We start from the raw sequence: 25,455 nt of genomic DNA on the forward strand, positions 1-25,455 counted from the left end.
AAGTGGACGAGACATGGGCATGCAGTTCGGGATCTTCACCGTCGGTGACGTGACCACCGACCCGACGACCGGCAAGACGCCGACCGAGCACGAGCGCATCAAGGCGACCGTCGAGATCGCGAAGAAGGCTGAGGAGATCGGTCTCGACGTGTTCGCGACCGGCGAGCACCACAACCCGCCGTTCATCGCCTCGGCGCCGACGACGACGCTCGCCTACATCGGCGCGCAGACCAAGAGCATCATCCTCAGCACGAGCACGACGCTGATCACGACCACCGACCCCGTGCTCATCGCCGAGAACTACGCCAAGCTGCAGCACCTCACCGACGGCCGTGTCGACCTGATGATGGGCCGCGGCAACACCGGGCCGGTCTACCCGTGGTTCGGCAAGGACATCCGCCAGGGCATCAACCTCGCGATCGAGAACTACGCGCTGCTGCGCCGGCTGTGGACCGAGGACGTCGTGGACTGGCAGGGCCGGTTCCGTACGCCGCTCCAGGGCTTCACCTCCACGCCGCGGCCGCTGGACGGCGTCGCGCCGTTCGTCTGGCACGGCTCCATCCGGAGCCCCGAGATCGCCGAGCAGGCGGCGTACTACGGCGACGGCTTCTTCCACAACCACATCTTCTGGCCGGCCAGCCACACCAAGCAGATGGTCGCGCTCTACCGGAAGCGGTTCGAGCACTACGGCCACGGCACCCAGGACGAGGCGATCGTCGGCCTCGGCGGCCAGTTCTTCATGCGGAAGAACAGCCAGGACGCCTGGAACGAGTTCCGGCCGTACTTCGACAACGCCCCCGTCTACGGCCACGGCCCGTCGCTGGAGGACTTCACGGAGGCGACGCCGCTGACGGTCGGCTCGCCGCAGCAGGTGATCGAGCGGACGCTCTCCTTCCGGGAGTACGTCGGCGACTACCAGCGCCAGCTCTTCCTCCTCGACCACGCCGGCCTGCCGCTGAAGACGGTGCTCGAGCAGCTGGACCTGTACGGCGAGATCCTGCCCACCCTGCGCGCCGAGTTCGAGAAGCTGCGCAAGCCGGGCGTCCCGGACGCCCCGACCCACGCCTCGCTCGTCGAGAAGGCCGGCGGCGCCAAGGACAGCACGGTGTACGCAGAGGGCGACTCGGCCACCGGAAGCAGCGACCGAGACCTGGACGACCCGGAGGTCGCCAAGGTCCTCGACGGCGAGCTCTGAGCCGTCCCCGACAGGCTCGACGACGACCGGGAGGAAGAGATGACGAAGAAGATCGTGGTGGTCTCGGCGGGGCTCAGCGTCCCGTCGAGCACCCGGCTGCTCGCCGACATGCTGGGCGAGGCCACGGAGAAGGCGGTCGAGGCGCGCGGCGCCGAGGTCGAGCTCGAGGTGATCGAGCTGCGCGACCTCGCGCACGCACTCGCCGACAACCTGCTGACCGGCTTTGCCACCGGTGAGCTGGCGAAGGCGATCTCGGCGGTGCAGCGCGCCGACGGCGTCATCGCCGTGACCCCGGTCTTCTCGGCGTCGTACTCGGGGCTCTTCAAGACGTTCTTCGACGTCCTGGAGATGGGCGCCGTCGACGCGAAGCCGGTGCTGGTCGCCGCCACCGCCGGCACCGCACGCCACAGCCTGGTGCTCGAGCACGCGCTGCGGCCGCTCTTCGCCTACCTCCACGCGATCGTCGTCCCGACCGGCGTCTTCGCCGCCACCGAGGACTTCGGCAGCAACACAGGCGGCGACCTGCAGAAGCGGGTCGACCGGGCCGCCGCCGAGCTGGCCGCGCTCGTCGCGGCCGGCTCGGCCGGCCCCGGCACCGCCGCGGCGCCGAAGCGGAAGCTGGTCGAGGAGGAGTTCGAGAACCCCACCTCGTTCGAGGACCTGCTCAAGCGTGCCTCGGAGGGGCCTCCGGAGTACTGACGGGAGCGGGTCTGCCGCCGCCTGTCAGGAGCGCGTGCCTGGAGTCGCGCCCGACTCGCTCACGCCGCTGCCGTCCGTGCCGGTCGGCGTCGGCACGGGGCGGGCGGGCGCGGCCGGCGTGGGCGTCATCTCGGCGCCGCGCTCGACCCTGCCGCGTGCGACCAGGGAGAGCGTGTAGAGGGGCCGGTCGAGCACCTCGAGGTACGTGCGGCCGACGTACGAGCCGACCACCCCGATCATGATCAGCTGCACGCCGCCGAGGAAGAACACCCCGATGGCGGGGAGCGCCCACGACGGCGGCCGCAGGTCGCCGGGGTCGAAGATGTAGATGACCAGCGTGAAGACCGCCAGCAGCGCCGAGATCGCGGCGACCGCGGCTCCGACCACGTTGGCGACCTGGAGCGGGAAGGTCGAGAAGCCGAACAGGCCGTCGGCGGCGAGCCGTACCATCTTCCGCAGCGGGTAGTGCGAGCGCCCGGCGTGCCGCGCGTCCCGGTCGAAGGCGATCGGCTCCTGCCGGAACCCGACGTTCGCGACGATACCGCGGACGAACCGACTGTGCTCGCGATAGCGGACCACCTCCGCGACGACCTGCTTGTCCATGAGCCGGAAGTCGCCGACGTTGCGGGGGATCGAGGTCTCGGTCACCTGGTCGAGCAGGTAGTAGAACGTCGCCGCGGTCGCGCGCTTGAAGAGCGTGTCCTGGCGGTGGTGCCGCTGGGCGTAGACCACCTGGGCTCCCTGCTCCCAGCGCTCGATCATGCCCAGGCTGAGAGACGGCGGGTCCTGGAGATCGGTGTCCATGACGACGACGGCGTCGATGTCCTCGGTGCTCGCGGCGTCGATCCCGGCGGTCACGGCCATCTGGTGGCCGTAGTTGCGGGAGAACCCGAGGACCGTGACCCGGCCGTCGCGGTCGCGGAGGCGCAGGAGCCGCTCGAGCGAGTCGTCGGTGCTCCCGTCGTTGACGTAGATGAACTCGAAGTCGAGGTCCGGGCGGGTGGCGACCGCCTCGACGAGGGCGGCGTAGAACGCCTCGACGTTCTCGCCCTCGTTGTACGTCGGGAGCACGTAGGCGACCTTGCGCCGCCCCGGCTCGCAGAGCGTGCCGGCCGCCGCCCGTTCGGCGGTCGCGGCGTCGTGCTCGTAGTCGATGTCGGGGATCTCGCGATGGTCAGACATGGACCGTGCTCTCGTACTGTTTGGTGAGGCCGTGCGGCGTCTTCTCCCAGGTGTGTGGGTCCTTGAGCACCTGGAAGAGCGCCCGCCACGCGGCGTAGCTGTGGAGCAGCCAGTAGACGTTGCAGAAGATCGCGAAGATGCCGATCCGCCAGTTGTAGCGCCAGGTCGCGGCGATTCCCGCGGAGATGATCATGCAGGCGTTGCCGAAGAGGAACGTCGTGAACCCGATCAGCTCGACGATGTGCGGGAGGTAGAGCCCCACGAACTGGACGCCGACATACGTAAGCGCCGTGAAGCCGAGCGACACCGGGTAGACGAGGAACGCCAGCGGCGTCGCCATGATCAGGCCGACCATGCCGATGACGCCTCGGAGCCCGACCCTGCGGGCGAAGCGGACGGGGTGACGGGTGTTCACCGCGCTGGTGACGATGTAGCCCTTGATCCAGCGCGTCCGCTGCCGGATCCATGCGCGGGTCTCCGCCGTCGCCTCCTCGCCGGTGCTGGAGTCGATCACGGACGCGCGGTAGCCGCGCACGGAGGCACGCAGGCCGAGGTCGGCGTCCTCCGTGACGTTCCACGGGTCCCAGGCGCCGAGCTCGCGGAGCCGGCCGGTGTGGAAGTGGTTGGACGTGCCGCCCAGCGGGATCGGGATCCGCGAGTTGTCCATCCCGGGCAGCATCGCCTCGAACCAGTGGGCGTACTCGACGGCGAACATCCGGGTGAGGACGTTGTAGTCGGCGTTGAAGTACGCCAGCGACGCCTGGACGCAGGCGAGGGGCTGCTGCCGGCTGCCCAGCTGCGTGCGCTCGATCTCGTCCCGGTCGAACGCCTCGACCGCCTTGCGCAGCTGGTCGGGGTGCGGCTGGTCCTCGGCGTCGTAGATGACGACGAAGTCGCCGCGGGCGAAGGCCAGGCCGTAGTTGCACGCCCGCGGCTTCGTCTGCGGCTGTCCCGGCGGGACGACCACCAGCCGGACGTACGCCGGCGGGTTCATCGCCTTCGCCGCCGCGATCGTCTCCTCGTCGCTCTCCTCGAGCAGGAGCAGGACGTCGAGTTTCGACTTCGGGTAGTCGAGGGCTCCGATGTTGGCGACGAGCTTCTCCACGATGTTGGCCTCGTGGAACACCGGCATCAGGATGGTGAAGATGGGCAGGCTCCCGTCGGGGCGGCCCCGCAACCACAGCGGCGCCAGCCCGCGGCGCCTCCGTTCCTGCATCTCCAGCAGCTGGTTGCGCTGTCGGCGGTAGGCCCGCAGCGGGGCGAGGATGCCGGAGACCGTCTTGAACGCGATGCTCAGCAGGAAGACGAGGTTCGCTCCGACCAGGATCGAGGCGAGGGCCGTCGTCGGTGCCAGGATCACGCCAACGAGGACGAGCACGAGCACGGTGAGCGGCCCGAGGTTCTGCCACACGGTCAGCCCGCTGCGGGCCGACGCGCCCGGGTCGTCGACCGACAGCTTGTCCTGCGACTCGTAGAGGAGCTCGCGCCGGTGGCTCGCCTCCACGGCCCGCCACAGGTCCCAATCGGTCGTGGTAACGAACGAGACCTCGGCCTTTGGGAAGTGGCGGCGTACGTCGTCCAGGACGGCTCCGGTGGGTGGAACCGTCGTCGCGACCTCGAGACGGCCGTGGGAGCTCCCGCGCCATGCGACCCAGCCCTGGTTGAGCACGTCATGGTAGGGCTGGCGACCGATCAGCTCGCGCTGGGGCGGGTCCTTGATCAGGTCGACGAGCTGCGCGTCCCACTGCTCGGCCAGCGCGCGGTAGAGCTGCAGCCGACTGATCGCCCCGGAGAGCACCAGCTGCTGGCCCAGCGTCCCGCCGTCGTGCCGCTGCCGCTCGAGCGCCGCCTCGACCTGCTCCGGCGTGACCAGTCCCCGCTGGACGAGGAGGTCGCCGATGCGCATCGGTGCCTTGGTGACGGTCACTGCGGATCCCCCGGGTCGATCCGGCGGTAGATCCCGAAGTTGCCCGCCCGGTAGACCAGCGCGTAGCGCGCGTGGAACTGGGGGTCCCCGGCGAGGACGGCGGTGACATGGTCGGTCGCCGACTGGGTGCTGGTGTACTTGATCTGCTTGACGTGCATGAACACCCAGCGCGCATGGGTGGCCGGATTCTCCAGAGCCTGGTCGAACAGCCCACCGGTCGCGCGGTTGTAGTAGTCGGAGAGCGGCAGGCCGATCACCGGTGCGACGGCAAGCTTGTCGGAGCTCTCGTCCATCAGGATGCTCCCTCCGTCGTAGTGGGTCCCGAGCCAGCGGGCCGCCTTCTTCACCTCGCGGAACGCCGTGTGGCCGTTGTCGCCCTCGGTGATCACCGTGAGCCGGTCGTACGGGTCCTTCATCCACCAGTCAACCTGCACGGCGAGCAGCACGGCAACGACCGGTACGACGAGCACGTTGAGTGCCCCGGCCGGGCGGGGTGCGGCCGAGGCGCGGCAGGTGCCGGTGAGGTAGCCGCCGAGGAGCGCGAACCATGGGATCGCGGAGAGCACGTAGCGATTGTTGTAGGCGAGGCCCGGCGGGAGCGAGGCGTTGTTGACCATGATGTGCTGGCCCGTCGTCAGGCTGAACAGCAGGAACGCGCTCGACGTCCCGCCGAGCCACACCAGGAGCGCCCGGTTGCTCAGGCCCCACTGGAGGGTCATCAGAGCCAGGCCCACCGCGGCCAGCAGCAGGGTCACCAGGCCGGCCGTCTGCCAGATGGCCTCGCACAAGACACGGAACGACTGTCCCGGGTTCCCCTTCGTCGTGAGCTGGCCCTGTTGGATGAAGACCTCGGTGAACGCCGCGGCGGAGTAGGGGCCGGTGAGGAACTCGAGCGGGTTGCGGTACCACGCCATGTTGTAGGCGAGCCACCAGATGATCCCGGCCGCGGGCACGACGGCGTACGAGAAGACGTAGGCGAGCGCGCGGCGCCACCCCTCGCCGCGCCGGAGTGCCACGACGGCGACGAAGACCGAACCGCTGACGACCAGCGCCCACGCCTCGTAGCGCGAGAGCACCCCGGCTGCCAGCGGGATCCCCGCGAAGACGGCCAGCTCACCGCCGCTGAGCGGCCGGTCGGCGAACGCCCAGCCGGCGAGGCCGGCGATGGTGCAGACGATGCTGGCGATGAGGACCGGCTCGGTGAGCGCCATCGTGCAGGCGTATATGAGGCTGACGTTGGAGAGCAGGATCCCGAGCCCGACGACACGCCCGGTGGCGCTGTAGCCCAGCCGCGCCATCGACCGGAACAGGCCGGTCGCTGCGGCGCCCAGGCACACCGAACCCAGGACACAGGCGCCTGCGCCCGTGTGCCACATCCACAGGTCCGCGCTGAGCGGGATCAGGAGCAGGTGGGGGAGCGGCAGCCAGACGGTGCCGAGCTGCTGCAGCCCGGGTGCCTTGTTGTCGAATATCCGTCGCGCGATCGTGAGGTGCGCCATCGAGTCGCCGTAGTCGAAGTTGATGCCCGCACGGACGGCGTACACCGACGCGGCGGCGCCGATGACGGCGCCGAGCACGAAGACCCAGACCGAACCGCGGACGCGGCGACCGACCGGCGGGGCGCCGAGCACCCCCCAGACGGACCAGACCGCTTGCGCCGGCCGCACCGGGCTCACTCCCTCTCGGGGCCGGGGGCGTCCTTCCCGGTGGGCTCCGTGCCAGCGTCGTCCTCCCGCGCCGGCGGACTCGCCGGCCGGACCGGCTCGGTGGCGGCCGCGGCGTCGGCGCGCTGCTGCGCGTCGACGAGCTCGGCGATCTTGCGGCGCCGCCGCCGGACGAGGTACAGGTTGCCGGCCAGGAGGACCAGTAGGACGAGCAGGCCGAGGAGCAGCCACTTCACGAAGCCCCCGCTCTCGCTCTTGACCTCCTCCTGCGGGACGAAGGCGCCGCTGCTCAGCGTGAACGGGGTCTTCTCGCCGGTGGAGACGAGGACGTCGTCGACGAGCGACGACCAGCCCTTGGCGGTGATGCGGGCGACCGCCCGCTCGGTCAGCTCCGAGGTGGAGGTCCCGCCCCAGCCGCCGAGCATGAGGACGTCGCGGGAGTCGCTCGAGATGGCCTGGAGGGCGGCGAACGGCGAGCCGGCCTTGACCTGGAACTTTGCGTTGACGTAGTCGAAGGTGCGTACAGCGCCGAGTCGCAGCGGTGCGTGCAGGGCGGCGGCGTCGTCGTCGGTGGCGTCGACGAGCAGCCCGCTCCGGTCGCTGTCGACGAAGTCGTCGGCGTCCACGAGCTCGACGTCGAGGGGCTGGGCGGCCTCGCGCTGCAGCGACCCCGCGATCGCCGCGGCCTCGACGGCGTGGCCGAAGCGGGTGGCACCGGTGCCGCGGATCGCGATCGGCAGCTCGCCACCGAGCACCTGCGGGAACCGCGGGAAGCCGACGACCTTGCCGCCACCGCGGGTGGCATCCATGGTCGAGCGGGTGGTGTCGATGTGGACCTCGAGCGGCAGGTTCGTGGGTGCGCGGACACACTGGCCCTCGCCGGGCACTGCGCTCAGCCTGAAGACGAGACCGTTGGTGCTGTTCAGGTCGGCGGCGGAGACGGTGCCGCGCAGGTCGAGGTCGACGTCGCCGTCGGTCGACGTGGTGAGCCGGTCCAGGGCCACCGAGGCGATGAGGCGGTCGTTGAAGAGGACGTCGAGCTGGGCGGAGGCGCCACGGGGGACGGCGGTGTGGGTGCCGACGATGTGGAGGCGGATCGAGGACACGGGCCCGCCGAAGATGTCCTGCTTGACGCCGACGTACGCCTGCGAGGTGCCGTAGCCGGAGACCACCAGGTCCTTCGTGCCGGCCGCGTCCTCGAGGGTCTGGTGCAGCTCGCTGTCGCTGTCGCTCGGCGTCGGCTTGTCGAGGTAGAGTCCGGCGGTCTCCCCGGAGTTCCCGAGCTGGATCGCGGGGTCGCGGAGCCCCCGGGCGGCGGCGAGCAGCTCGTCGGAGCCCCCCGCGATGGTGAGCACGGGGACCGGTCCGCTGGTGTCGACGCTGGCCCGCACCGTCCCTGAGCCGTGCTCGAAGCGGACGACCCGGTCGCCGGGGGCAGGGTTCGGGATGGTCGTGCCGGTGCTCACCAGGGAGACCTTGGTGGGCGAGGGGTAGCGCCAGGTCAGCGACGACACCGCGGCGATCGCCGCCTGCAGCACGTCGTCGTCGGCGTCCGGGTCCGTCTCTACGTACACGCGCGGGGTTGCCTCGGGGAAAAAGGTGCCCACGGTCGTCGGCGGGGTCTCGGAGCCGCGGTATCCGAGCCTGATCCCGGTGAGGCTGGCTGTCACTGGTTCGAGGGTGTCACAGATCTGCTGGGATTCCGGGTCGCGCACGGCGTACCGGAGGGTGACGTGGAGCCGGCGGTCGGCGTCGAGCGAGTTCGGCGGGACCTTGATCGAGACCTTCGAGCGCCCGGCGCCCGTCGAGGTGTAGGCCGTGACGCCGCCCAGCAGGACGCGGACCGTCCCGTCTGCGACCTCCGAGGTCAGCGTGCCGGTCAGCGTCGTCGGGGTGAGGCCCTCGGGCACCGGGATGTCGAGGGTGTCCGAGGTGCCCTCGACGGCGCTGAGGGTCGAACCCACGACGATCGCCGGCTGCGCGGCCGGTGCCGCGGAAGCGGAGGGCGTCAGCAACGCCGCGGCCAGTGCGAGGACGGTGCCGAGGAGCCCGAGCGCACCGACCCGCCGGCTGCTGAAACGAGTCCGCGTCGAGCCACTGCGGGAACGACGGTGATGACGCACGCTACCCCCTCCGGATCGATCCGTGCCCGACCCTGGCCCCGTTCTCCGCAGCCGATCTAACCGTGCATCTGCGCCGACGTCGAGGAACGCGGCCGTGTGCGGAGTGTCTAGCCGCCGGTCAGAGGGCCGACCTCGTCGAGGAGCCGGTCGGCCGGGATCGGCGGGCTCAGGACGTAGCCCTGGCCGTACTCGATGCCGAGGGACCGCGCGAGAGCCACCTGCTCCGTCGTCTCTAGACCCTCGAGGACGACTTGCAGGCCGAGCTCGTGAAGTGCGTCGACCGTGTGGCGCAGCATCACGACGCCGCCCTCCTCGGTGGTGAGGAAGTCGCGGTCCATCTTGACCCAGTGCCAGGTGCGGCTCGTCACCGGGCGCAGCCGGGACTGGCCGGAGCCGTAGTCGTCGAGGGAGCTCTCCACGCCGCCCCGCCGCAGCCGGTCGACGACGTCGTACTGCTCCTCGGTCCAGGCGGCGTCGCCGCGTTCGGTGATCTCAGTGATGAGGCGCGCAGGGGACTCCTGGGCACGGAGCATGATCCAGTCGAGGAGCTCGCTGTCCCAGCGCAGCTGCTCGGTCTCGAGGTTGACCGAGACGCCGAGCGCGCGCCCGATGCGCCGGCTGGCCTCCTCCACGGTGGCGACGGCGATCTCGGCGACGCGCTGGGTGAGCACGTCGAGGGTCCCGAGCCGGCGGGCCGCCTCGATGAGCTGGTCCGGGGAGACGAACCCGTGGTCGCCGACCCGGCCCCGCAGCAGCGCCTCGAACCCGTCGATCGTGCGGTCGGCCAGCAGGAAGATCGGCTGGAGGGCCACCTCGAGGCCGCCCTCGAGCAGGCTCCGCATCATCTCGGCGTCGGTCGGCCCCTCCTCGGGTCCCGGACGGGCGCTCTTCCGTTTGCGGAGGTCCTCGTCCGCGCGGGCGACGAGCGCGGCCGCGTGGTCCCCCGCGGAGCCCGAGATCGTCCGGCCGATGGTGACCGTGGCGAGGAGCGTCTGCCCGTCGGCGTGGATCGGCTCGGCGACGAGCTGGGCGAGCTGATCGCAGGCCTCGTCGAGCGCCCGCTCGTCGCGGACCTCGCGGATCAGGCCGACGAACTCGTCCCCGCCGAAGCGGGCGAAGCGCCAGTTGCGCGAGGATCCGCGCAGCCGCTGGCCGATCGTGGCGAGCACCTCGTCGGCGCGGAGGTGGCCGTAGGTCTCGTTGAAGTCCTTGAAGTGGTCGAGGTCGAAGAAGACGACGCCGATGAGCTCGCCCGGCTGCCGGTTCGCCGACATCTCCTCCAGGAACGCCGTCCGCCAGTGCCGGTAGTCCCAGAGCCCCGTGAGGGGGTCCGTGACCGACGCGGTGAACAGCGACCGCTCCGTGGTCGCCCGGATGTGGGCGGTCCGGCCGAGGGCGGCCACGGCTGCGACGAGCCTGCGCTCGCTAGGACCGAAGCGGAAGTCGCCCGGCTCGCGGCGCACGACGAGGAACGATCCGGGCTCGATCTCCTCCGACAGCGCGTCCGGGCCGCCGGGCTCGGGCTCGATGGTCGTGCTCTCGGCGCGTACGTGGTCCCGTACGAGCTCGAGCATGATGTCGTCCATCTGGTCGTGCGGCCACGGCGTACGCCGGGCGGCCTCGACAAGCGCATGCGTGAGTTGCCGGTAGGCCATGACCCGCAGGGTCTGCCACACGACGATGCCGGCGAGGACCACGCTGCCGGCCAGCACCCCGAGGTGGAACACGTCCGACCGGGTGGCGTAGAGCGCGTTGAGCAGGGCGAGCATGCCGACGCCGTAGCCGACGCCGAGCGCGACGAAGATCAGGTTCCTGCGGGTCAGCGCATCCCCGATCCGCACCCCGTGCACGTGGTCGTAGAGCCGCCGGACGCACCACGTGAGGACGCCGTACGCCGCGAGGCCCGCGATGAAGCGCCCGTTGGCGCCGAGGCCGAGATCGGTGGCGTCGCGTACTGCGAGGAGCACCGGCCCGGCCACGACGACGGTGGCGGCACGGGCCAGGGTGAGCTGCCGCCGGAGTCGGACGATGACGTAGAGGATCGCCACCAGCAGCACCCAGACCCCGAGTGCGGCACTGCGATTGGGCTCGACCCTCGGGCCGGCGACCGCGGCGAGGGCGACGCCGAGAACGATCGGCGGGACGCTCCGCACCGTCACCGGCTCGTCGGAGGTCATCAGCACCGCCACGAGCCCGGCGCTGACGAGCAGGACGACGGCGGTGAAGAGGCTGACCGAGACGGGTGGCTGCAGCCAGCGGACGACGCCGACCACGAGGATCGCCGCCGCCGCGGCGAGGATCAGCGCGTCGAGGACGCGGGCGAGGCGTGGGTAGCGGGCGGCCACGCACCGAGCCTAGGGCCTAATCATCCGGCGCGACGGGCTGCGGGACCGACGTACGCGGCCAGATGTAGCGGTCGTAGACCAGGAAGTTGATCGTCATGCTGACGGCGGTCGCGCCGAGCTTCGCGGCCAGCGCCCGGTGGTAGTCGTTGCCGACGGCCGACCTGAGCGCGGCGTCGATCGCGAGGATCACGAGCGGCTGGACGACCCACAGGTTGACGGCGTTGAGGCCGAAGAACTGGACGGCGGTCCTCCAGCTGAGCTGGGACGCGCCGAAGGCGAACAGCGCGTTGGCGAAGTAGCTGAACGTCATGCCGCAAGCCGTGGAGACAAGCGTGGCGGGCACGATCCCGAGCGGCCGCTCCAGCGCCGCGTAGATGCCGAGGTCGATCAGGGTGTTGAGCACCCCGATCCCGGCGAAGCGGGAGAGCCGGCGGACGATGACGGCCCACGCGCCAGCGCGCTCGTCGGCGCGCTCGTCGGCGGAGCCCTCTGCCATGGCCCCACTCTAGGAGGCCGGCTACGTCCGCGGCGGCACGTCCTTGGCGAGCTCCTCGGGCATCGGCTCGTAGTGGGCGAAGGCGCGAGTGAAGGTCCCGGCTCCGTGCGTCGCCGCGCGCAGGTCGATGGCGTACCGGACCAGCTCGCGCTGCGGGACGTGCGCCTTCACGACCGTACGGCCGTCGCCGGCCTGGTCGGTGCCGAGCAGGCGCCCGCGCCGTGCGGACAGGTCGCTCATCACCCCGCCGAGCAGGTCGTCGGGGACGACGACCGCCACCTCGTCGTACGGCTCGAGGAGGCTGACCGTCGTGCCCTCGGCCGCCTCGCGGAGCGCAAGGGCGCCGGCGGTCTGGAACGCCATGTCGGAGGAGTCGACGCTGTGCGCCTTGCCATCGCTGAGGGTGACCCGGAGGTCGACGACGGGATAGCCGGCGCGTACGCCGCGCTGCATCTGGTGGAGGACGCCCTTCTCGACGCTCGGGATGTAGTTGCGCGGCACGGCGCCGCCGACCACCTTGTCGACGAACTCGAAGCCGCTGCCTTCGGGGAGCGGCTCGACCTCGATGTCGCAGACGGCGTACTGGCCGTGGCCGCCGGACTGCTTGACGTGCCGTCCGTGTCCCTTGGAGGGGCCGGCGAAGCACTCGCGCAGGGGTACGACGAGGTCGCGCTGCTCCACGGAGACGCCGTAGCGCGCACGGAGCCGGTCGAGCGCGACCTCGGCGTGGGCCTCGCCCATGACCCAGAGGACGAGCTGACCGGTCTCGGCGCTCTGCTCGACGCGCAGGCTCGGGTCCTCGGCGGCGAGCCGGGCGAGGGCGGAGGAGAGCTTGTCCTCGTCGGAGCGGGTGGCGGCCTCGATGGCGACCGGGAGCAGCGGCTCCGGCATCGACCAGGGCTCGAGGACGACGGGCCGCGCCGGGTCGCTGAGCGTGTCACCGGTCTCGGCGCGGGAGAGGCGTCCGATGAGGGCGATGTCGCCGGCGACCACCTGCTGGGCGGGGACCTGGGCGGCGCCGAAGGGATGGGCCAGCCCGCCGATCTTCTCGTCCTCGTCGTGGTCCTCGTGGGCGGTCGTGCCGGTGAAGGAGGAGAAGTGCCCCGACACGTGGACCGGCGCGTCCGGCGTGAGGGTGCCGGAGAAGACCCGGGCGATGCTCACCCGGCCGAGGTAGGGATCGCTGGAGGTCTTGATGATCTCGGCGACGAGCGGCCCGGCCGGGTCGCAGACCACCGGGTCGGCCGGCCGGCCCTGGGTCGTGAAGGCATCCGGCGGGACGTGCTCCGGTGGCGACGGGAACGCCCTGACGCAGAGGTCGAGGAGCTCGGAGAGGCCGACGCCGGAGGTCGCACAGACCGGGATGACAGGGTAGAAGCTGGCACCCGCGATCGCCTTCTCGAGGTCCTCGACGAGGCCCTTCTCGTCGATCTCCTCGCCGGCGACGTACCGGTCCATCAGGGTCTCGTCCTCGGACTCCTCGATGACGGCCTCGATCAGCTCGTCGCGCCGGGGGTCGTCGGTCGTGCCCGTCAGGAGGCCGGTGAGCCCGTCGCCGGCGGTGACGTAGACCGGCAGCACCTTCTCGCCGAACGCCGTCCGCGCCTCGGCGAGGACCCGCTCGGCGTCGGCGCGGGCGTGGTCGAGCTTGGTGATGACGACGGCGCGCGGCATGCCCGCCTGGGCGCACTCGCGCCACACCTGCCTGGTGCTGTCGTCGACGCCGTCGTTGGCGGCGACGACGAACAGCGCGCAGTCGGCGGCGCGCAGCCCGGCCCGCAGCTCACCGACGAAGTCGGCGTACCCGGGCGTGTCGATCAGGTTGACCTTCACTCCCTGGAACACGACCGGCGCCACCGCGAGCGAGATCGACCGCCCGTGAGCGGCCTCGTAGTCCTCGCAGTCGCTGACCGTCGTACCGTCCGCCACGGCGCCTGCGCGGGTGAGCGCACCGGCCTCGACGAGGAGGGCCTCCACCAGGGAGGTCTTGCCTGACTGTGTGGGCCCGACCAGGACGACGTTGCGGATCCGGTCGGGCCCGGTAGCCGCGAGATCCTGGTCCGTGGCCTTTCTGCTGCTCTTCTCGGCCATGGGCCCACGTAACCCCCGTGTGACCTGAGACACAAGGGCCTGGCAGTCCCTCTTCGGATTTCCGCGTGGCAGGAGGGCGGTGGCCGGCGTACGACGGCCGGCGGGACGCTCGCAGGATGACGACCGACCTGACGCCGGGGCTCGAGGACGTGCGCACCGTCGAGGGGACGCTGTGGTACCTCGATCCGGCCTCCACGCTGCTCCGCCGCTTCACCGCGCCGGGGGCGAGCGTGAACACCGGCTCGTACCTTCCGGCCGTGATGTCGATCGGCGACGCCCGCCAGGTGCGCGACGCGTTCACCTTCGAGACCAACGGGTTCCAGCTGTTCGACCATCGCAGCGTTGTCGCCGACTTCAGCGACCGGGCGGAGGTCGACGCCGTCTACCTGGCCGAGGCGGAGGCGTTCCTGCGCGAGGTGACCGGTGCCGACCGGGTGGTCGCGATGAGCTGGGTGCTGCGCCGCTCCGAGGCGCCGAAGGAGAACTCCTCCCAGCCGGCGGCCGCGCTCGTCCACGACGACTACTCCGCCGTCGGTGCGCGCGAGGCCGCCGAGGCGACGTACGCCGCCCGCTTCCCGGACGGGCCCGGCTACCGGCGGGCGCTGATCACCAGCCTCTGGCGGGTCTTCAGCCCGCCGCCGCAGGACTGGCCGTTGGCGGTCTGCGACTACACGAGCGTCGGTCCCGACGAGGGGCTCGACAACCGGCTCTACTTCGTCGACGAGATCCCCGAGGACCTGTACGCCGATGTCGAGCCCGGGCGGCGTACGGCGAGCGGGTCGGAGTTCACGCACAGCCCCGACCACCGGTGGTGGTTCTTCTCGGACATGACCCGCGACGAGGCGCTCGTGCTGGTGCTCAACGACTCCGACCACTCGCGTGCCTGGCGGGTGCCGCACAGCGCGTTCCACGACACCAGGGCGGCCGCGACGGAGCCGCGGCACAGCATCGAGGTGCGCAGCATCGCCTACTTCGAGTAGACCCGCGCGGCGTTCTCCGCGCCGATCATCGCCACGATCCGGCAGGCGTCGTCCTCGGTGACGTCGCCGCGGCGTACCGACTCGCCGAGCACCAGCCCGGCCGAGCGCCGCCAGAGGACCGAGCCGAGCAGGTGCAGCTCGGGGAGGCCGAAGCCGTCGGAGGAGTAGAGCTGCGTGGCGTACGGCGCCAGCTCGAGCGACTCGCGCACCAGCCCGACCGAGCCGGCGCCGAGCTGTGTGACGGCCAGGCCGACGTCGAAGCAGACACCGTCGAAGGCCTGGGCGAGGTAGCCCGCCTGGCGGTGGAACGGCCAGCAGTGCAGCAGCAGGACCCGGGCGTCCGGACGCCCGCGCAGCAGTGGCAGAAGGAGCATCGGGTCCGCGCGGTGGAGGTCGAGGTCGCGGTCGCCGAGGCCGGTGTGCACCTGGAGCGGCAGCCCCATGTCGATGGCGGTGTGGGCGGCGAACGCGATGAGCACCGGATCGTTCAGGCGTCCGTGGTGCGCCGCGGCCCGGGCGGCGACCTCCGCGTCGGCCGGCCGCGACCAGTCCACGTCGAGGCCGGTGCGGTAGGCGGCGATCGTCTTGGCGGCGACGACGGTCGGGGCGAGCTCGGCCAGCCGGGCACGGAAGGCGTCCGGGAAGCCCGGCTCGTGCGCGAGCGACTCGACCAGTGACTCCAGCCGGACGATCGTCGAAGCGGTGCCGCCGCCGAGCGCGGCCAGCTCGTCGGGGGAGGTGACGGCGTCGCTGGCGTGGCCGGTGTCGACGAGCCACCGGTCGACGCCCGCCTCGGCGAGCAGACGGCGGGCCAGCTCGTCGGGGGCGAGGGCCGACCTGGCCTCCCAGTAGTCGTCGCCCGAGGCGTGCGGCGGCAGATCCAGCAGCGGTGCGCACCAGCGGCGTACGGCGAGGCCCACCGGCGAGTCGAACATCGAGATCCCGGACGGCACCGGGCCGGTCGTGCCCTCGTTGAGCGCCGCCTCGAACTCCGCGCGCGAGAGCGGCTCGCGGAAGACGCCGTGGACGTGGTGGTCGACGAGCCGCAGTCCGGTGAGCGCGTCGGCCAGCGCAGTGGGCACTGCGTCGCCCGTGCCGGCGAAGACGTCGATCATCCGGCCCTCGGCATCGGGTCAGCAGGTCCAGGCGAGCCGGAGCGCGCGGGTGGTCTCGGTGAGCGGCCGGTCGGCGTACGTCGCGACCTCGTGGCGGCGCACGGCGGCGACGCCCTCCACCACCGGCGCGCCGAGGACCTGTGTGGCGAGCGGCGAGGCGACGAGGGCGTCGATCGCGGCCGCCTGGTCGCTGGGCAGCGTCGGGAGGTCCAGGTCGGCGCCGACGGGGTTGCCGGGAACCTCGTCCGGGAGCGGCAGCCCGCGCCGGATGCCGTCGAGCGCGGAGCCGAGCAGGGCGGCCACGGCGAGGTAGGGATTGGCGCTCGGGTCGACCACCTTGAGCTCGAGGCTGGCGCCGTGCGGGCTGCCAGGAGTGGCGGCGACCAGCCGGACCGCGGCCTCGCGGTTCTCCAGGCCCCAGCAGACTGTTGCGCCGGACCAGTTGCCGGGCTGCAGCCGCGGCGAGGAGACGGCGGAGCCGGCGTACACCCCGAGCAGGCCGGGCAGCCCGTCGAGGATCCCGGCGATCGCCGCGCCGCCCTCGCGGCGCAGGCCGTGCGGGCCGTCGCCGCCCGAGAGGAGCGGGCCCTCGGCGTCGGCGAGGGAGAGGTGGAGGTGGGCGCCGTTGCCGCCCTCGCCGGCGAACGGGACCGGGGAGAAGGAGACGAGCAGGCCGTGCTTCGCCGCGACCCGGCCGAGCAGGATCCGGGCCAGCACCACGGCGTCGGCCGCGGCGACCGGGTGGTCCGGCGCGAGCGAGATCTCGAGCTGGTCGGGGGCGAACTCGGTGTGGAGCTGCTCGATCCCCAGTCCTGCCCGCTCGGCCGCCTTGAGGAGGTCGACGAGCAGGTCGGAGCGCTCGAGGGACGTGCGTACGCCGTACGGCGCCCACGGGTGGGTCGAGGCGTGCCCGCCGTCGGGGGAGAGCAGCGTGCACTCCAGCTCGGCGCCGACGTACGCCGTCAGGCCGGCCTTCTCGCTGATCCGGCGCAGGATCGACCGTCCACACATCGCTGAGGGCTCGCCGTCCTGGTCGCACAGGTCGCCGGGCGCCCAGCCCACGCCGTCGGCGACCACGCGGACGTCCTCCGGATGGATCCGGATCCGCCGGTCGCCGATGACGTTGAGGCTGGGCGTGAACGCGATCCCGCCGTCGATGGTGAACACGCTCCACGACGGCGAGGCGCCCATCCCGGCCTGGTGGAAGGCGGGCAGCCGGCGTACGGGGACGTACTTCGCCCGCACGATCCCGGCCATGTCCACCACCGAGCCGCCGACCAGCTCGACGCCGCGGCCGTGGAGCCGGTCGACGTACGCCGAGCCGGACGGCTCGAACGACCCGGGCGGATGGTGCGCCACCACCCGGCGGCCCCTAGGCCTGGTAGGTCCCCACGAGCACCGCGCGGGCGAGGCTCTTGAAGACCAGGTTGAAGGAGACGACGGCGGGGGAGACGCTGTCGTCGACGCCGAGGCTCTCCTCCGCCACCGCGTGCACGACGAAGTAGTAGCGGTGGACCTGGTCGCCCGGCGGCGGCGCGGCCCCGCCGAAGTCCTGGGTCCCGTAGTCGTTGCGGACGTGGAACGCCTTGCCGGGCAGCTCGGCGCCTGCGGCGCCCGCGCCCGCGGGCAGGCTGGTGACGTCGGCGGGCACGTCGACGAGGACCCAGTGCCAGAAGCCGCTCGGCGTCGGGGCATCGGGGTCGAAGCAGGTGATCGTGTAGCTCTTCGTGCCCTCCGGCGCGCCGCTCCAGGACAGCTGGGGCGAGGTGTTGCCGCCGTCGAAGACCTGGTCGGACTTCAGCGGCTGCCCGTCGGTGACGTCGTCACTGGTGACCGTGAAGCCCGGCAGCGGGGGCAGCAGGTCGTACGGGTCGGGCTTGACCGGACGGTCGAGGCTCGTCATGCGCACTCCTTCGGCTGTAGCTGGATCTGGCGGTGGTTCCGAACCTAGTCCGCCGACTGGGCCGGCACCACGGCCGGTCTCGCGGACGACGGATGATGGTGCCCATGGACTCTGCAGACGCACGGGTGCCGTACCCCTCGGGACTGATGCTGGCCGGCCGCCGGGTGGTGGTCGTCGGCGGTGGGCAGGTCGCCCAGCGCCGCATCCCGGCGCTCATCGCGGCCGGAGCGCGTGTCGAGGTCGTCTCGCCGCACGTGACGCCGGCGATCGAGGGTCTCGTCGGCTCCGGGGAGATCTTCTGGACCGAGCGCGGGTTCGAGCCGGCGGACCTCGACGGGGCGTGGTACGTCATCACCGCCACCCGCTCGACGGAGGTCAACGAGGCCGTCTCGGCGGCGGCGGAGGAGCGCCGGATCTTCTGCGTACGCTCCGACGATGCCACCCGCGCGACCGCCTGGACGCCGGCGGTCGGGCGGCACGCCGGGGTGACCGTCGCCGTGCTCGGCAATCGCGAGCCGAGGCGCTCCGCCGCCGTACGCGACGCCGTGCTGGAGGGGCTCCGCGAGGGGTTGATCGTCGACCGCCGGCACCGCGACCGTACGCCGGGGGTCATCCTCGTCGGGGGCGGCCCGGGAAGCCCGGAGCTGATCTCGGTCGCCGGCCGCAAGGCGCTGATGGAGGCCGACGTGGTGGTCGCCGACCGGCTCGCCCCGCGCGAGCTGCTCTCCGAGCTGCCCGCCGACGTCGAGCTGGTCGACGTGGCCAAGCTGCCGCGCGGGCGGTCGGCTCAGCAGGAGGAGATCAACCGGGTCATCGTCGAGCGCGCGCTCGAGGGGAAGTCCGTGGTGCGCTTCAAGGGCGGCGACAGCTTCGTCTTCGGGCGTGGGTTCGAGGAGGTCCTCGCCTGCCGTGAGGCGGGAGTGCCGGTCACGGTCGTGCCCGGCCTCACCTCGCCGATCTCGGTGCCGGGCGTTGCGGGGATCCCGGTGACCCACCGCGGCGTCACCCACGAGTTCACCGTCATCTCCGGACACCTGCCGCCCGGCCATCCCGACTCGCTGACCGACTGGGAGGCGGTGGCGCGGCTGCGCGGCACCGTCGTCCTCATGATGGCGGTCGAGAACGCCCCCGCCATCGCCGACGCGCTGCTCGCGGGCGGGCGGGACGCCGAGACACCGGTGGCGGTCGTGTGCGACGGCACGATGCCGACCGAGCGCACCGTCCTCGCCACGCTCGGCACGCTCGAGAAGACGATGGCCGCGGAGGGCGTCCGGCCGCCCGCGATCATCGTCATCGGCGACGTCGTACGCGTCGCCCGGCCCGACGCCTTCTGAGGCCTGGTCCCACGATGGCCACGCTGGTGGAGATCACCGACCCAGATGATCCGCGTCTCGCGGACTACCGCGACCTGCGCGACGTCGAGCTGCGCAAGTCGCTCGAGGCGCAGCAGGGGCTCTTCCTGGCCGAGGGTGAGAAGGTCGTACGCCGTGCGGTCGAGGGCGGCTTCGCCCCGCGAAGCTTCCTCATGGCACCGCGCTGGCTCGAGGGGCTGGCCGGCGTACTCTCCACCACCGACGCGCCCTGCTACGTCGTCTCCGAGGCGCTCGCCGAGGAGGTCACCGGCTTCCATGTCCACCGCGGGGCGCTGGCGTCCCTGGAGCGCAGGCCGCTGCCGCCGGTCGAGGACGTGCTCGCCGGCGCCCGCTCGGTCCTCGTCCTCGAGGACATCGTCGACCACACCAACGTCGGCGCGATCTTCCGCTCGGGCGCCGCGCTCGGCTTCGACGCCGCCCTGCTCGCGCCGCGCTGCGCCGACCCGCTCTACCGGCGCTCGATCAAGGTGGCGATGGGCGCCGTCTTCTCGCTCCCGTGGACGCGGCTCCCGGACTGGTACGCCGCCCTACCGTCGCTCTCCGCCACCGGCTTCACGACCGTCGCGCTCACCCTCGCTCCCGACGCCTCGCCGATCGAGGACGCCGTCGCCGGCCTCGACAAGGTCGCCCTCGTCCTCGGCTCCGAGGGGCACGGCCTCTCCGAGCGCTGGCAGCGCTCCGCCGACCGCCGCGCCGTCATCCCGATGTCCGCCGGCATCGACTCCCTGAACGTCGCGGCCGCCACCGCCGTCGCCTGCTACGTGACATCCCGCCGCTGACTCAACCGTCGGCGGGCCAGTCCTCCGGGTAGTCGTCGGCGAGCTCGTCGTGCTGCTTCTGGAGCTTCTTGCGGGCCTTGGCGGAGAGCCGATCCCCGAAGACGGTGCCGAGCGTGTGGTCGGTCTCGTGCTGGAGGCATCGGGCGAGGAAGCCGTCGCCCTCGAAGGTGACCGGCTCGCCGTCGAGGCCGACGCCGTCGACGCGGGCGTGGTCCGGGCGGGCGAGCGGCACGTAGGCGCCGGGGAACGAGAGGCAGCCCTCGTCATCGTCGTCGAGCCGCCGGTCGCGGCCCTCGGGCAGCGTGAGCACGGGGTTGCAGACGACGCCGACGACCCGCTCGCCGGTCGAGTCGTGGCAGTCGAACACGAACATCGCGACGTCCTCGCCGATCTGGCAGGCGGCGAGCCCGACGCCGTCCGCGGCGTACATCGTCGCGACCATGTCCGCCGCCAACTCACGCAGCGCGTCGTCGAAGACGGTGACCTTCTGCTGCGGGCGGTGCATGACCGGGGTGCCCCAGCGGGTCATGGGCCGGACCCGGCCGCCCTCGGGAAGGGGTCCGTACGGGGCGCGTACGCCGTCGGTCGCTCCAGTGATCTCCGCCATGCCCCGCACCCTAGTCAGCGAGCCCCGTAGACGACGTTGTAACTCAGAGTTACAGTTGCCCGCATGAGCCTTCTCCAGACCCTCCGGGGCGGTGGCCGGTTCGGCATCCCGTCGACTGAGAGCCGTGACCCCATCGGGTACGCCGTGGCCGCCCTCAACCGGCTGGCGCAGTCAGACCTCATCGACCGGCTGGGCATCCGCAAGCAGGCGGAGCAGACCGTGTTCACGGTGACCCGCAGCGGATTCAAGGTCGCGACCAACGCAGGCCGCACCTTCGCGAAGGCGGGGAAGAGGGGCAAGCCCGGTGTCCGCGTCCCGAGCGCAGCCCGCAGCGGCGTGTTCGACCTGACCCCCACCGAGGACGAGCAGATGCTCGTCGACGTGGTCACCGAGTTCGCCGAGGAGGTCGTCCGGCCGGCCGCGGCCGAGGCCGACGAGGCCTGCGCAGCGCCGGACGGCCTCCTCAAGTCCAGCCTCGAGATCGGCCTGCCGATCCTCGGCGTGCCCGAGGAGCTCGGCGGCATCTCCGAGGCCCGCAGCGCCATGGCCGGCACGCTCGTCGCCGAGGCTCTCGCGAAGGGCGACCTCGGCCTCGCCGTCGCGACGCTCGCCCCGGGTGCCGTCGCGACGGCGCTGGGGCTGTGGGGCACCGACGAGCAGCAGCAGACCTACCTCCCGCCCTTCACCGGCGGCGACGTCCCCGCCGCCGCGCTCGCGCTGACCGAGCCGCGGGTGCTCTTCGACCCCCTGGAGCCGGAGACCACCGCGACGCGGACCGCCGAGGGCTACACGCTCGACGGGGTCAAGTCGCTGGTCCCGCGAGGCGCCGACGCCGAGCTCTTCGTGGTCGGCGCTCGCCTCGACGGCAGGCCGGTGCTCTTCCTCGTCGAGTCGAAGACGCCTGGCCTGGCCGTCGAGGGAGACCCGGCGATGGGCGTCCGGGCCGCATCGCTCACCCGGCTGACGCTCACCGACGTGAAGGTCCCGGCGGACGCCGTGCTGGGGGAGACCGACGGGTCGACGTACGCCGAGTGCGTGCGGCTCGCCCGACTCGCCTGGTGCGCCCTCGCCGTGGGCACGGCCCAGGCGGTGCTCGACTACGTGACGCCGTACGTCAAGGAGCGGGAGGCGTTCGGTGAGCCGATCGCCCACCGCCAGTCGGTGGCGTTCATGGTGGCCAACATCGCGATCGAGCTCCAGTCGATGCGGCTGGTCACCTACAAGGCCGCCTCGCGGGTGGCGCAGGGCATCGACGCGACCCGCGAGATCGCGCTGGCCCGTCGGCTGTGTGCCGAGAAGGGCATGCAGATCGGCCTCGACGGCGTCCAGCTGCTCGGTGGCCACGGCTTCGTCAAGGAACACCCCGTCGAGCGCTGGTACCGCGACCTGCGGGCCATCGGGATCATGGAAGGTGCGGTGCTGGTCTGATGGCGATCAATCTCGAGGACCCCAAGAGGCTCCGGCCGCTGCGCGACCAGGTGCACCAGGTCGCGATGAACATGCTCCGGCCTATCTCGCGGAAGTACGACAAGGCCGAGCACGCCTATCCCAAGGAGCTCGACATGCTCGCCGCCATGGCGGACGGGCTCGCGGAGTCCGGCTCGGGTGAGGGGGCGGGCGCGGCCGGCGTACGGCGATCCGCGGGTGACGACTCGGGCGACGCCGCGTCCAGGAACGGCTCCAACATGGCCTCGGTCATGACGGTCGCCGAGATGTGCTGGGGCGACGTCGGCCTGCTGCTCTCCATGCCGCGCCAGGGCCTCGGCAACTCGGCGATCGCGAGCGTGGCCGACGACGAGCAGCTCGAGCGGTTCAAGGGCGTGTGGGCGTCGATGGCGATCACCGAGCCCGGCACCGGGTCGGACTCCGCCAACATCAAGACCACGGCGACGCTCGACGGGGACCACTACGTGCTGAACGGCGAGAAGATCTTCGTCACCTCGGGCGAGCGCTCCGACGCGGTCGTCGTCTGGGCGACCCTCGACCGGTCGCTGGGCCGGGCCGCGATCAAGTCCTTCGTGGTCCCGAAGGGCACGTCCGGGATGAAGGTCGAGCGGCTCGAGCACAAGCTCGGCATCAAGGCCTCCGACACCGCGACGATCACGTTCACCGACTGCCGGGTGCCGGCGGAGAACCTCCTCGGCTCCCCGGAGATCGACGTCAAGCAGGGCTTCGCGGGCGCGATGGCCACCTTCGACAACACCCGTCCGCTGGTGGCGTCGATGGCGGTCGGCTGCGCGCGCGCCTCGCTGGACTACACCCGGGAGCTCCTCAAGGACGCCGGCGTCGAGGTCGACTACGACCGGCCCTCGACCGTGCAGTCCGCCGCCGCGGCGAAGTTCCTCCAGCTCGAGGCCGACTGGGAGGCGGCGTACTTGCTCATGCTCCAGGCCGCCTGGATGGCCGACAACCGCAAGCCGAACTCCCTCGAGGCGTCGATGGCGAAGGCGAAGGCCGGCCGGGTCGGCTCCGACATCACACTGTCGTGCGTCGAGCTGTGCTCGTCGGTGGGGTACGCCGAGGGCGAGCTCCTCGAGAAGTGGGCGCGCGACTCGAAGATCCTCGACATCTTCGAGGGCACCCAGCAGATCCAGCAGCTCATCGTGGCGCGGCGGATTCTCGGGCTCACCAGCGCCGAGCTCAGGTAGGCCGTCGGTAGGCTCCGGCCGTGCCCGCGAACCAGAAGGTGCTCGTCGTCTCCGCGACCCCCGAGGAGGCGCAGCACGTGCCCGACGGCCTGCGCGTGATCATCACCGGAGTAGGGAAGGTGCCGGCGGCCAGTGCGGTCGCCCGCGAGCTGGCCGGGGACCCGGCGATCACGGAGGTGGTCAACATCGGGTCGTGCGGCGCGCTCCACGACCATCTCGAGGGGCTCCACGTCGTCTCGCGGGTGCTCAACCACGACCTGTCGGCGGACGCGCTGCGTGCCTTCGGCTACGACCCGCAGGAGTGGCTCGAGCTCGGTGACGGCGACGTACGCCTCGCGACCGGGGACGTGTTCGTCACCGATCCGGTCGTGCGGGCGCACCTCGCCGAGGTGGCGGACCTGGTCGACATGGAGGGGTACGCCGTCGCCTGGGCGTGCCGTCAGGCCGGCGTACCCGTGCGACTGGTCAAGCACGTCTCCGACAAGGCCGACGAGGCCTCGATGGACTGGCCGGAACTCATCGACCACAGCGCGCAGGCGCTCGGCGAGTGGCTGGTCGCCAAACTCGGCTAGGCGTGTGGGTAAACCGATCTGCGTGGCTCGCCGTCATGACGGATCGCTTCCTGTGGCGGCCACGGGGCTGATGGTGCCATCCCGTACGGCGCGCTGCCCGCCTGCCTGACGGCCTATCTGCGTCGGTGGAAGCGGTAGTCGCCGTTGGCGAGCCGGGTGAGGTCGTAGGCCGGGTCGTGCGCGCAGCGATGATGGTGATGGCAGAAGAGGACACCGTTGTCGAGATCCGTCGTGCCGCCGCGGCTCCACGGATCGAGGTGGTGGGCGTCGGTCCAGGCCGCCGGGACGGTGCAGCCCTCGGCCCGGCACCGGCGGTCCCGAAGCCGCAGCGCCTTGCGCTGTGCCGGTGTGAAGAGACGCTTGGCCCGGCCGAGGTCGAGCGGCTCGGAGCGCCCGTCGAGCACGGCCGGGAGGATCTTGGCGGTGCACGCGAGCCGGCGGGCCTCGGCGGCGGTGATCTTCTCACCGCCCAGGTCGGCGACACCGAGTCCGGCGCCGGTCAGGTCGGTGCGGAGCCGATCGAGCCCGACGGTGACGACGACCGTGGTCGCGTCGCCGCCATGGGCGGGGAGCCGGGCGGGGTCGATCGTCTCGAGGAGCTGGCCGAAGGCGTCGGCCAGGATCCGGTGGCGGGATCGGGTCTGCCCGACGGCCTCGAGAGCGGCGATCCGCGGCTGGGCGTAGGCCTCGACCATCGTGCGCAGCCGCTCGCCGACGGCGGTCGGCACGACGGCGTAGATCTTCGTCAGGCCGTCGCCGATCGGCGTGATCGACATCGAGACCTTCCGTCGTGCGCGCTCCTCGGCCCGGGCAAGGGCGCGGGCGTCGGCGTCGTCGGCGACCTCCGGGGCGGCGACCTCGAGCAGGTGGACCGCGAGGCGGCGCAGATCGCTCGGCCTGTGCTCGGTGGCGAGCTGGAGAAGGTGGGCCTCGGCGCGGGCGAGGACCTCGGCGCCGGGGCTGCCCGATGGGTCGGCGGCGAGGTCGTCGAGGACCTGGACGATGACCGAGGCGTGCTCGAGGCCGATGTCGCCGGCGGCGAGCGCCGCCCTGGTCGCCTCCCAACGGGCCAGCGCCTGCGCGAGCCGCAGCTCGCGATGGGCGGGTCGCGCGTCGGCCACCTCCCGGGCGACCAGCCAGCCGGCGACGTCGCGAGCGGCCGACTCGTCGGCGAGCGGCTGTCCGGCGCTCATCACCCGCAGGACGAGCTCGGTGATCCGGCCCTGGATCCGTCGCAGCGCCAGCAGCGTCTCGCCGGCGTCGTCGGGCGAGAGGAAGGCGGGGTCCAGTCCCGCCGCGTCCTTCAGCGCGGTCTCGAGCGAGTCGATCACGGTGGTGAACTGATGCATCCCGCAGACCTCCTCTCGCACGGACGCACCGTCATGGCGGTGGCGACGAGCGAGGGCCCAGGCCTGGACACATACCCCCGGATCATCTGGTCCGGCGAGCTCCGGCCCTCCGACCCGGAGTCATCACGGGCGGACCGGCTACAACCAAGACCTGCGATTATCGTACGTCAGTTCGACTAGCTGCGCCACCCCGTCTTCCACACCAACCGTCCCGCCTTCTAAGACCATGGACCGGTCTCGGACACCGCTGAACAAGTCCGGCGCAGCGTGGTGCGTTGATGGGACCGTCCTGAAGTCCTGTGTGCAGCAGGGCGAGTCGGATCGACAGCGTGAGCTGCTGGATGTGAGGCAGCCGGGAAGACATCACCCCTTGCAGTCGGTCAACAGACCGCTCAGGATGACCTGAG

20 protein-coding genes are annotated in these 25,455 nt (G+C 71.8%); 8 read left to right on the forward strand and 12 right to left on the reverse strand.

What is annotated here, in order from left to right; genetic code table 11:
* The first annotated feature begins 19 nt into the window (after nt 1-19).
* The gene (locus ABLE53_RS12810; protein ID WP_348859792.1) at nt 20-1,195 is read left to right on the forward strand and encodes an LLM class flavin-dependent oxidoreductase; all 1,176 of its coding nucleotides are present in this window, start codon (nt 20-22) and stop codon (nt 1,193-1,195) included.
* Between the two features lie 39 nt (nt 1,196-1,234).
* A complete protein-coding gene (locus ABLE53_RS12815; RefSeq protein ID WP_348859335.1) occupies nt 1,235-1,894 on the forward strand; it encodes an FMN reductase in 660 nt (219 codons plus the stop codon).
* 24 nt (nt 1,895-1,918) lie between these two features.
* On the opposite strand, the gene ABLE53_RS12820 is transcribed toward ABLE53_RS12815, so the two are convergent.
* The 7 genes from ABLE53_RS12820 to ABLE53_RS12850 all read right to left on the reverse strand — a co-directional run bounded on the left by ABLE53_RS12820 (nt 1,919) and on the right by ABLE53_RS12850 (nt 13,722).
* Entirely contained in the window at nt 1,919-3,076 is a 1,158-nt protein-coding gene (locus ABLE53_RS12820; RefSeq protein ID WP_348859336.1) for a glycosyltransferase family 2 protein, read from the reverse strand.
* Nucleotides 3,069-5,003, reverse strand: a complete 1,935-nt coding sequence (locus ABLE53_RS12825; protein ID WP_348859337.1) for a glycosyltransferase — start codon at nt 5,001-5,003, stop codon at nt 3,069-3,071. Before ABLE53_RS12825 ends, ABLE53_RS12820 begins: the two co-directional genes overlap by 8 nt.
* Nucleotides 5,000-6,670, reverse strand: coding sequence for a hypothetical protein (locus ABLE53_RS12830; RefSeq protein WP_348859338.1), 1,671 nt, complete (start codon nt 6,668-6,670; stop codon nt 5,000-5,002). The genes ABLE53_RS12825 and ABLE53_RS12830 overlap by 4 nt, the downstream gene beginning before the upstream one ends.
* A gap of 5 nt (nt 6,671-6,675) precedes the next feature.
* The gene (locus ABLE53_RS12835; RefSeq protein WP_348859339.1) at nt 6,676-8,790 is read right to left on the reverse strand and encodes a cellulose biosynthesis cyclic di-GMP-binding regulatory protein BcsB; all 2,115 of its coding nucleotides are present in this window, start codon (nt 8,788-8,790) and stop codon (nt 6,676-6,678) included.
* Between the two features lie 107 nt (nt 8,791-8,897).
* Nucleotides 8,898-11,135, reverse strand: a complete 2,238-nt coding sequence (locus ABLE53_RS12840; RefSeq protein ID WP_348859340.1) for an EAL domain-containing protein — start codon at nt 11,133-11,135, stop codon at nt 8,898-8,900.
* A 16-nt stretch (nt 11,136-11,151) separates the two neighbouring features.
* Nucleotides 11,152-11,631, reverse strand: coding sequence for a GtrA family protein (locus ABLE53_RS12845; protein ID WP_348859341.1), 480 nt, complete (start codon nt 11,629-11,631; stop codon nt 11,152-11,154).
* 21 nt (nt 11,632-11,652) lie between these two features.
* Nucleotides 11,653-13,722 carry an elongation factor G-like protein EF-G2 gene (locus tag ABLE53_RS12850; RefSeq protein ID WP_348859342.1) on the reverse strand — a complete coding sequence of 690 codons (2,070 nt, stop codon included), beginning with the start codon at nt 13,720-13,722 and terminating at the stop codon, nt 11,653-11,655.
* 116 nt (nt 13,723-13,838) lie between these two features.
* On the opposite strand from ABLE53_RS12850, the gene ABLE53_RS12855 reads away from it, so the two are divergent.
* Entirely contained in the window at nt 13,839-14,702 is an 864-nt protein-coding gene (locus ABLE53_RS12855) for a CmcJ/NvfI family oxidoreductase (protein WP_348859343.1), read from the forward strand.
* On the opposite strand, the gene ABLE53_RS12860 is transcribed toward ABLE53_RS12855, so the two are convergent.
* Genes ABLE53_RS12860 through ABLE53_RS12870 form a run of 3 tightly spaced genes read right to left on the reverse strand, consistent with a single transcriptional unit; the run spans nt 14,690 to nt 17,720 of the window.
* The gene (locus ABLE53_RS12860; RefSeq protein WP_348859344.1) at nt 14,690-15,817 is read right to left on the reverse strand and encodes an amidohydrolase family protein; all 1,128 of its coding nucleotides are present in this window, start codon (nt 15,815-15,817) and stop codon (nt 14,690-14,692) included. The genes ABLE53_RS12855 and ABLE53_RS12860 overlap by 13 nt on opposite strands.
* An 18-nt stretch (nt 15,818-15,835) precedes the next feature.
* Nucleotides 15,836-17,179, reverse strand: coding sequence for a type I glutamate--ammonia ligase (locus tag ABLE53_RS12865; RefSeq protein WP_348859345.1), 1,344 nt, complete (start codon nt 17,177-17,179; stop codon nt 15,836-15,838).
* A 10-nt stretch (nt 17,180-17,189) separates the two neighbouring features.
* A complete protein-coding gene (locus tag ABLE53_RS12870; protein WP_348859346.1) occupies nt 17,190-17,720 on the reverse strand; it encodes a YbhB/YbcL family Raf kinase inhibitor-like protein in 531 nt (176 codons plus the stop codon).
* Nucleotides 17,721-17,824: 104 nt separating this feature from the next.
* Between ABLE53_RS12870 and cobA the strand changes: the two genes are divergently transcribed.
* Nucleotides 17,825-19,054: a uroporphyrinogen-III C-methyltransferase gene (gene cobA / locus ABLE53_RS12875; RefSeq protein WP_348859347.1), complete on the forward strand. Its 1,230-nt coding sequence runs from the start codon at nt 17,825-17,827 to the stop codon at nt 19,052-19,054.
* A gap of 14 nt (nt 19,055-19,068) precedes the next feature.
* Complete coding sequence (locus tag ABLE53_RS12880; protein WP_348859348.1) at nt 19,069-19,872, forward strand: TrmH family RNA methyltransferase; 804 nt, start codon at nt 19,069-19,071, stop codon at nt 19,870-19,872.
* Between the two features lies 1 nt (nt 19,873).
* Here ABLE53_RS12880 and def read toward each other — a convergent pair whose 3' ends face one another.
* The gene (def, locus tag ABLE53_RS12885; protein WP_348859349.1) at nt 19,874-20,479 is read right to left on the reverse strand and encodes a peptide deformylase; all 606 of its coding nucleotides are present in this window, start codon (nt 20,477-20,479) and stop codon (nt 19,874-19,876) included.
* Nucleotides 20,480-20,542: 63 nt separating this feature from the next.
* On the opposite strand from def, the gene ABLE53_RS12890 reads away from it, so the two are divergent.
* From ABLE53_RS12890 to ABLE53_RS12900, 3 genes are read left to right on the forward strand one after another with little or no spacing between them, the layout of a single operon-like run.
* Nucleotides 20,543-21,907 (forward strand): acyl-CoA dehydrogenase family protein, encoded by a 1,365-nt coding sequence (locus ABLE53_RS12890; RefSeq protein WP_348859350.1) that lies wholly within the window; start codon nt 20,543-20,545, stop codon nt 21,905-21,907.
* A complete protein-coding gene (locus tag ABLE53_RS12895; protein ID WP_348859351.1) occupies nt 21,907-23,127 on the forward strand; it encodes an acyl-CoA dehydrogenase family protein in 1,221 nt (406 codons plus the stop codon). Before ABLE53_RS12890 ends, ABLE53_RS12895 begins: the two co-directional genes overlap by 1 nt.
* A gap of 20 nt (nt 23,128-23,147) precedes the next feature.
* On the forward strand, nt 23,148-23,699 hold the full coding sequence (locus ABLE53_RS12900) for a nucleosidase (RefSeq protein ID WP_348859352.1): 552 nt from the start codon (nt 23,148-23,150) through the stop codon (nt 23,697-23,699).
* A gap of 113 nt (nt 23,700-23,812) precedes the next feature.
* Here the strand turns inward: ABLE53_RS12900 and ABLE53_RS12905 are convergent, their stop codons facing one another.
* The gene (locus tag ABLE53_RS12905; RefSeq protein WP_348859353.1) at nt 23,813-25,048 is read right to left on the reverse strand and encodes an HNH endonuclease signature motif containing protein; all 1,236 of its coding nucleotides are present in this window, start codon (nt 25,046-25,048) and stop codon (nt 23,813-23,815) included.
* Nucleotides 25,049-25,455: the final 407 nt, after the last annotated feature.

Origin of the sequence: Nocardioides asiaticus (assembly GCF_040049175.1) — a bacterium.
GTDB lineage: Bacteria > Actinomycetota > Actinomycetes > Propionibacteriales > Nocardioidaceae > Nocardioides > Nocardioides cheoyonin.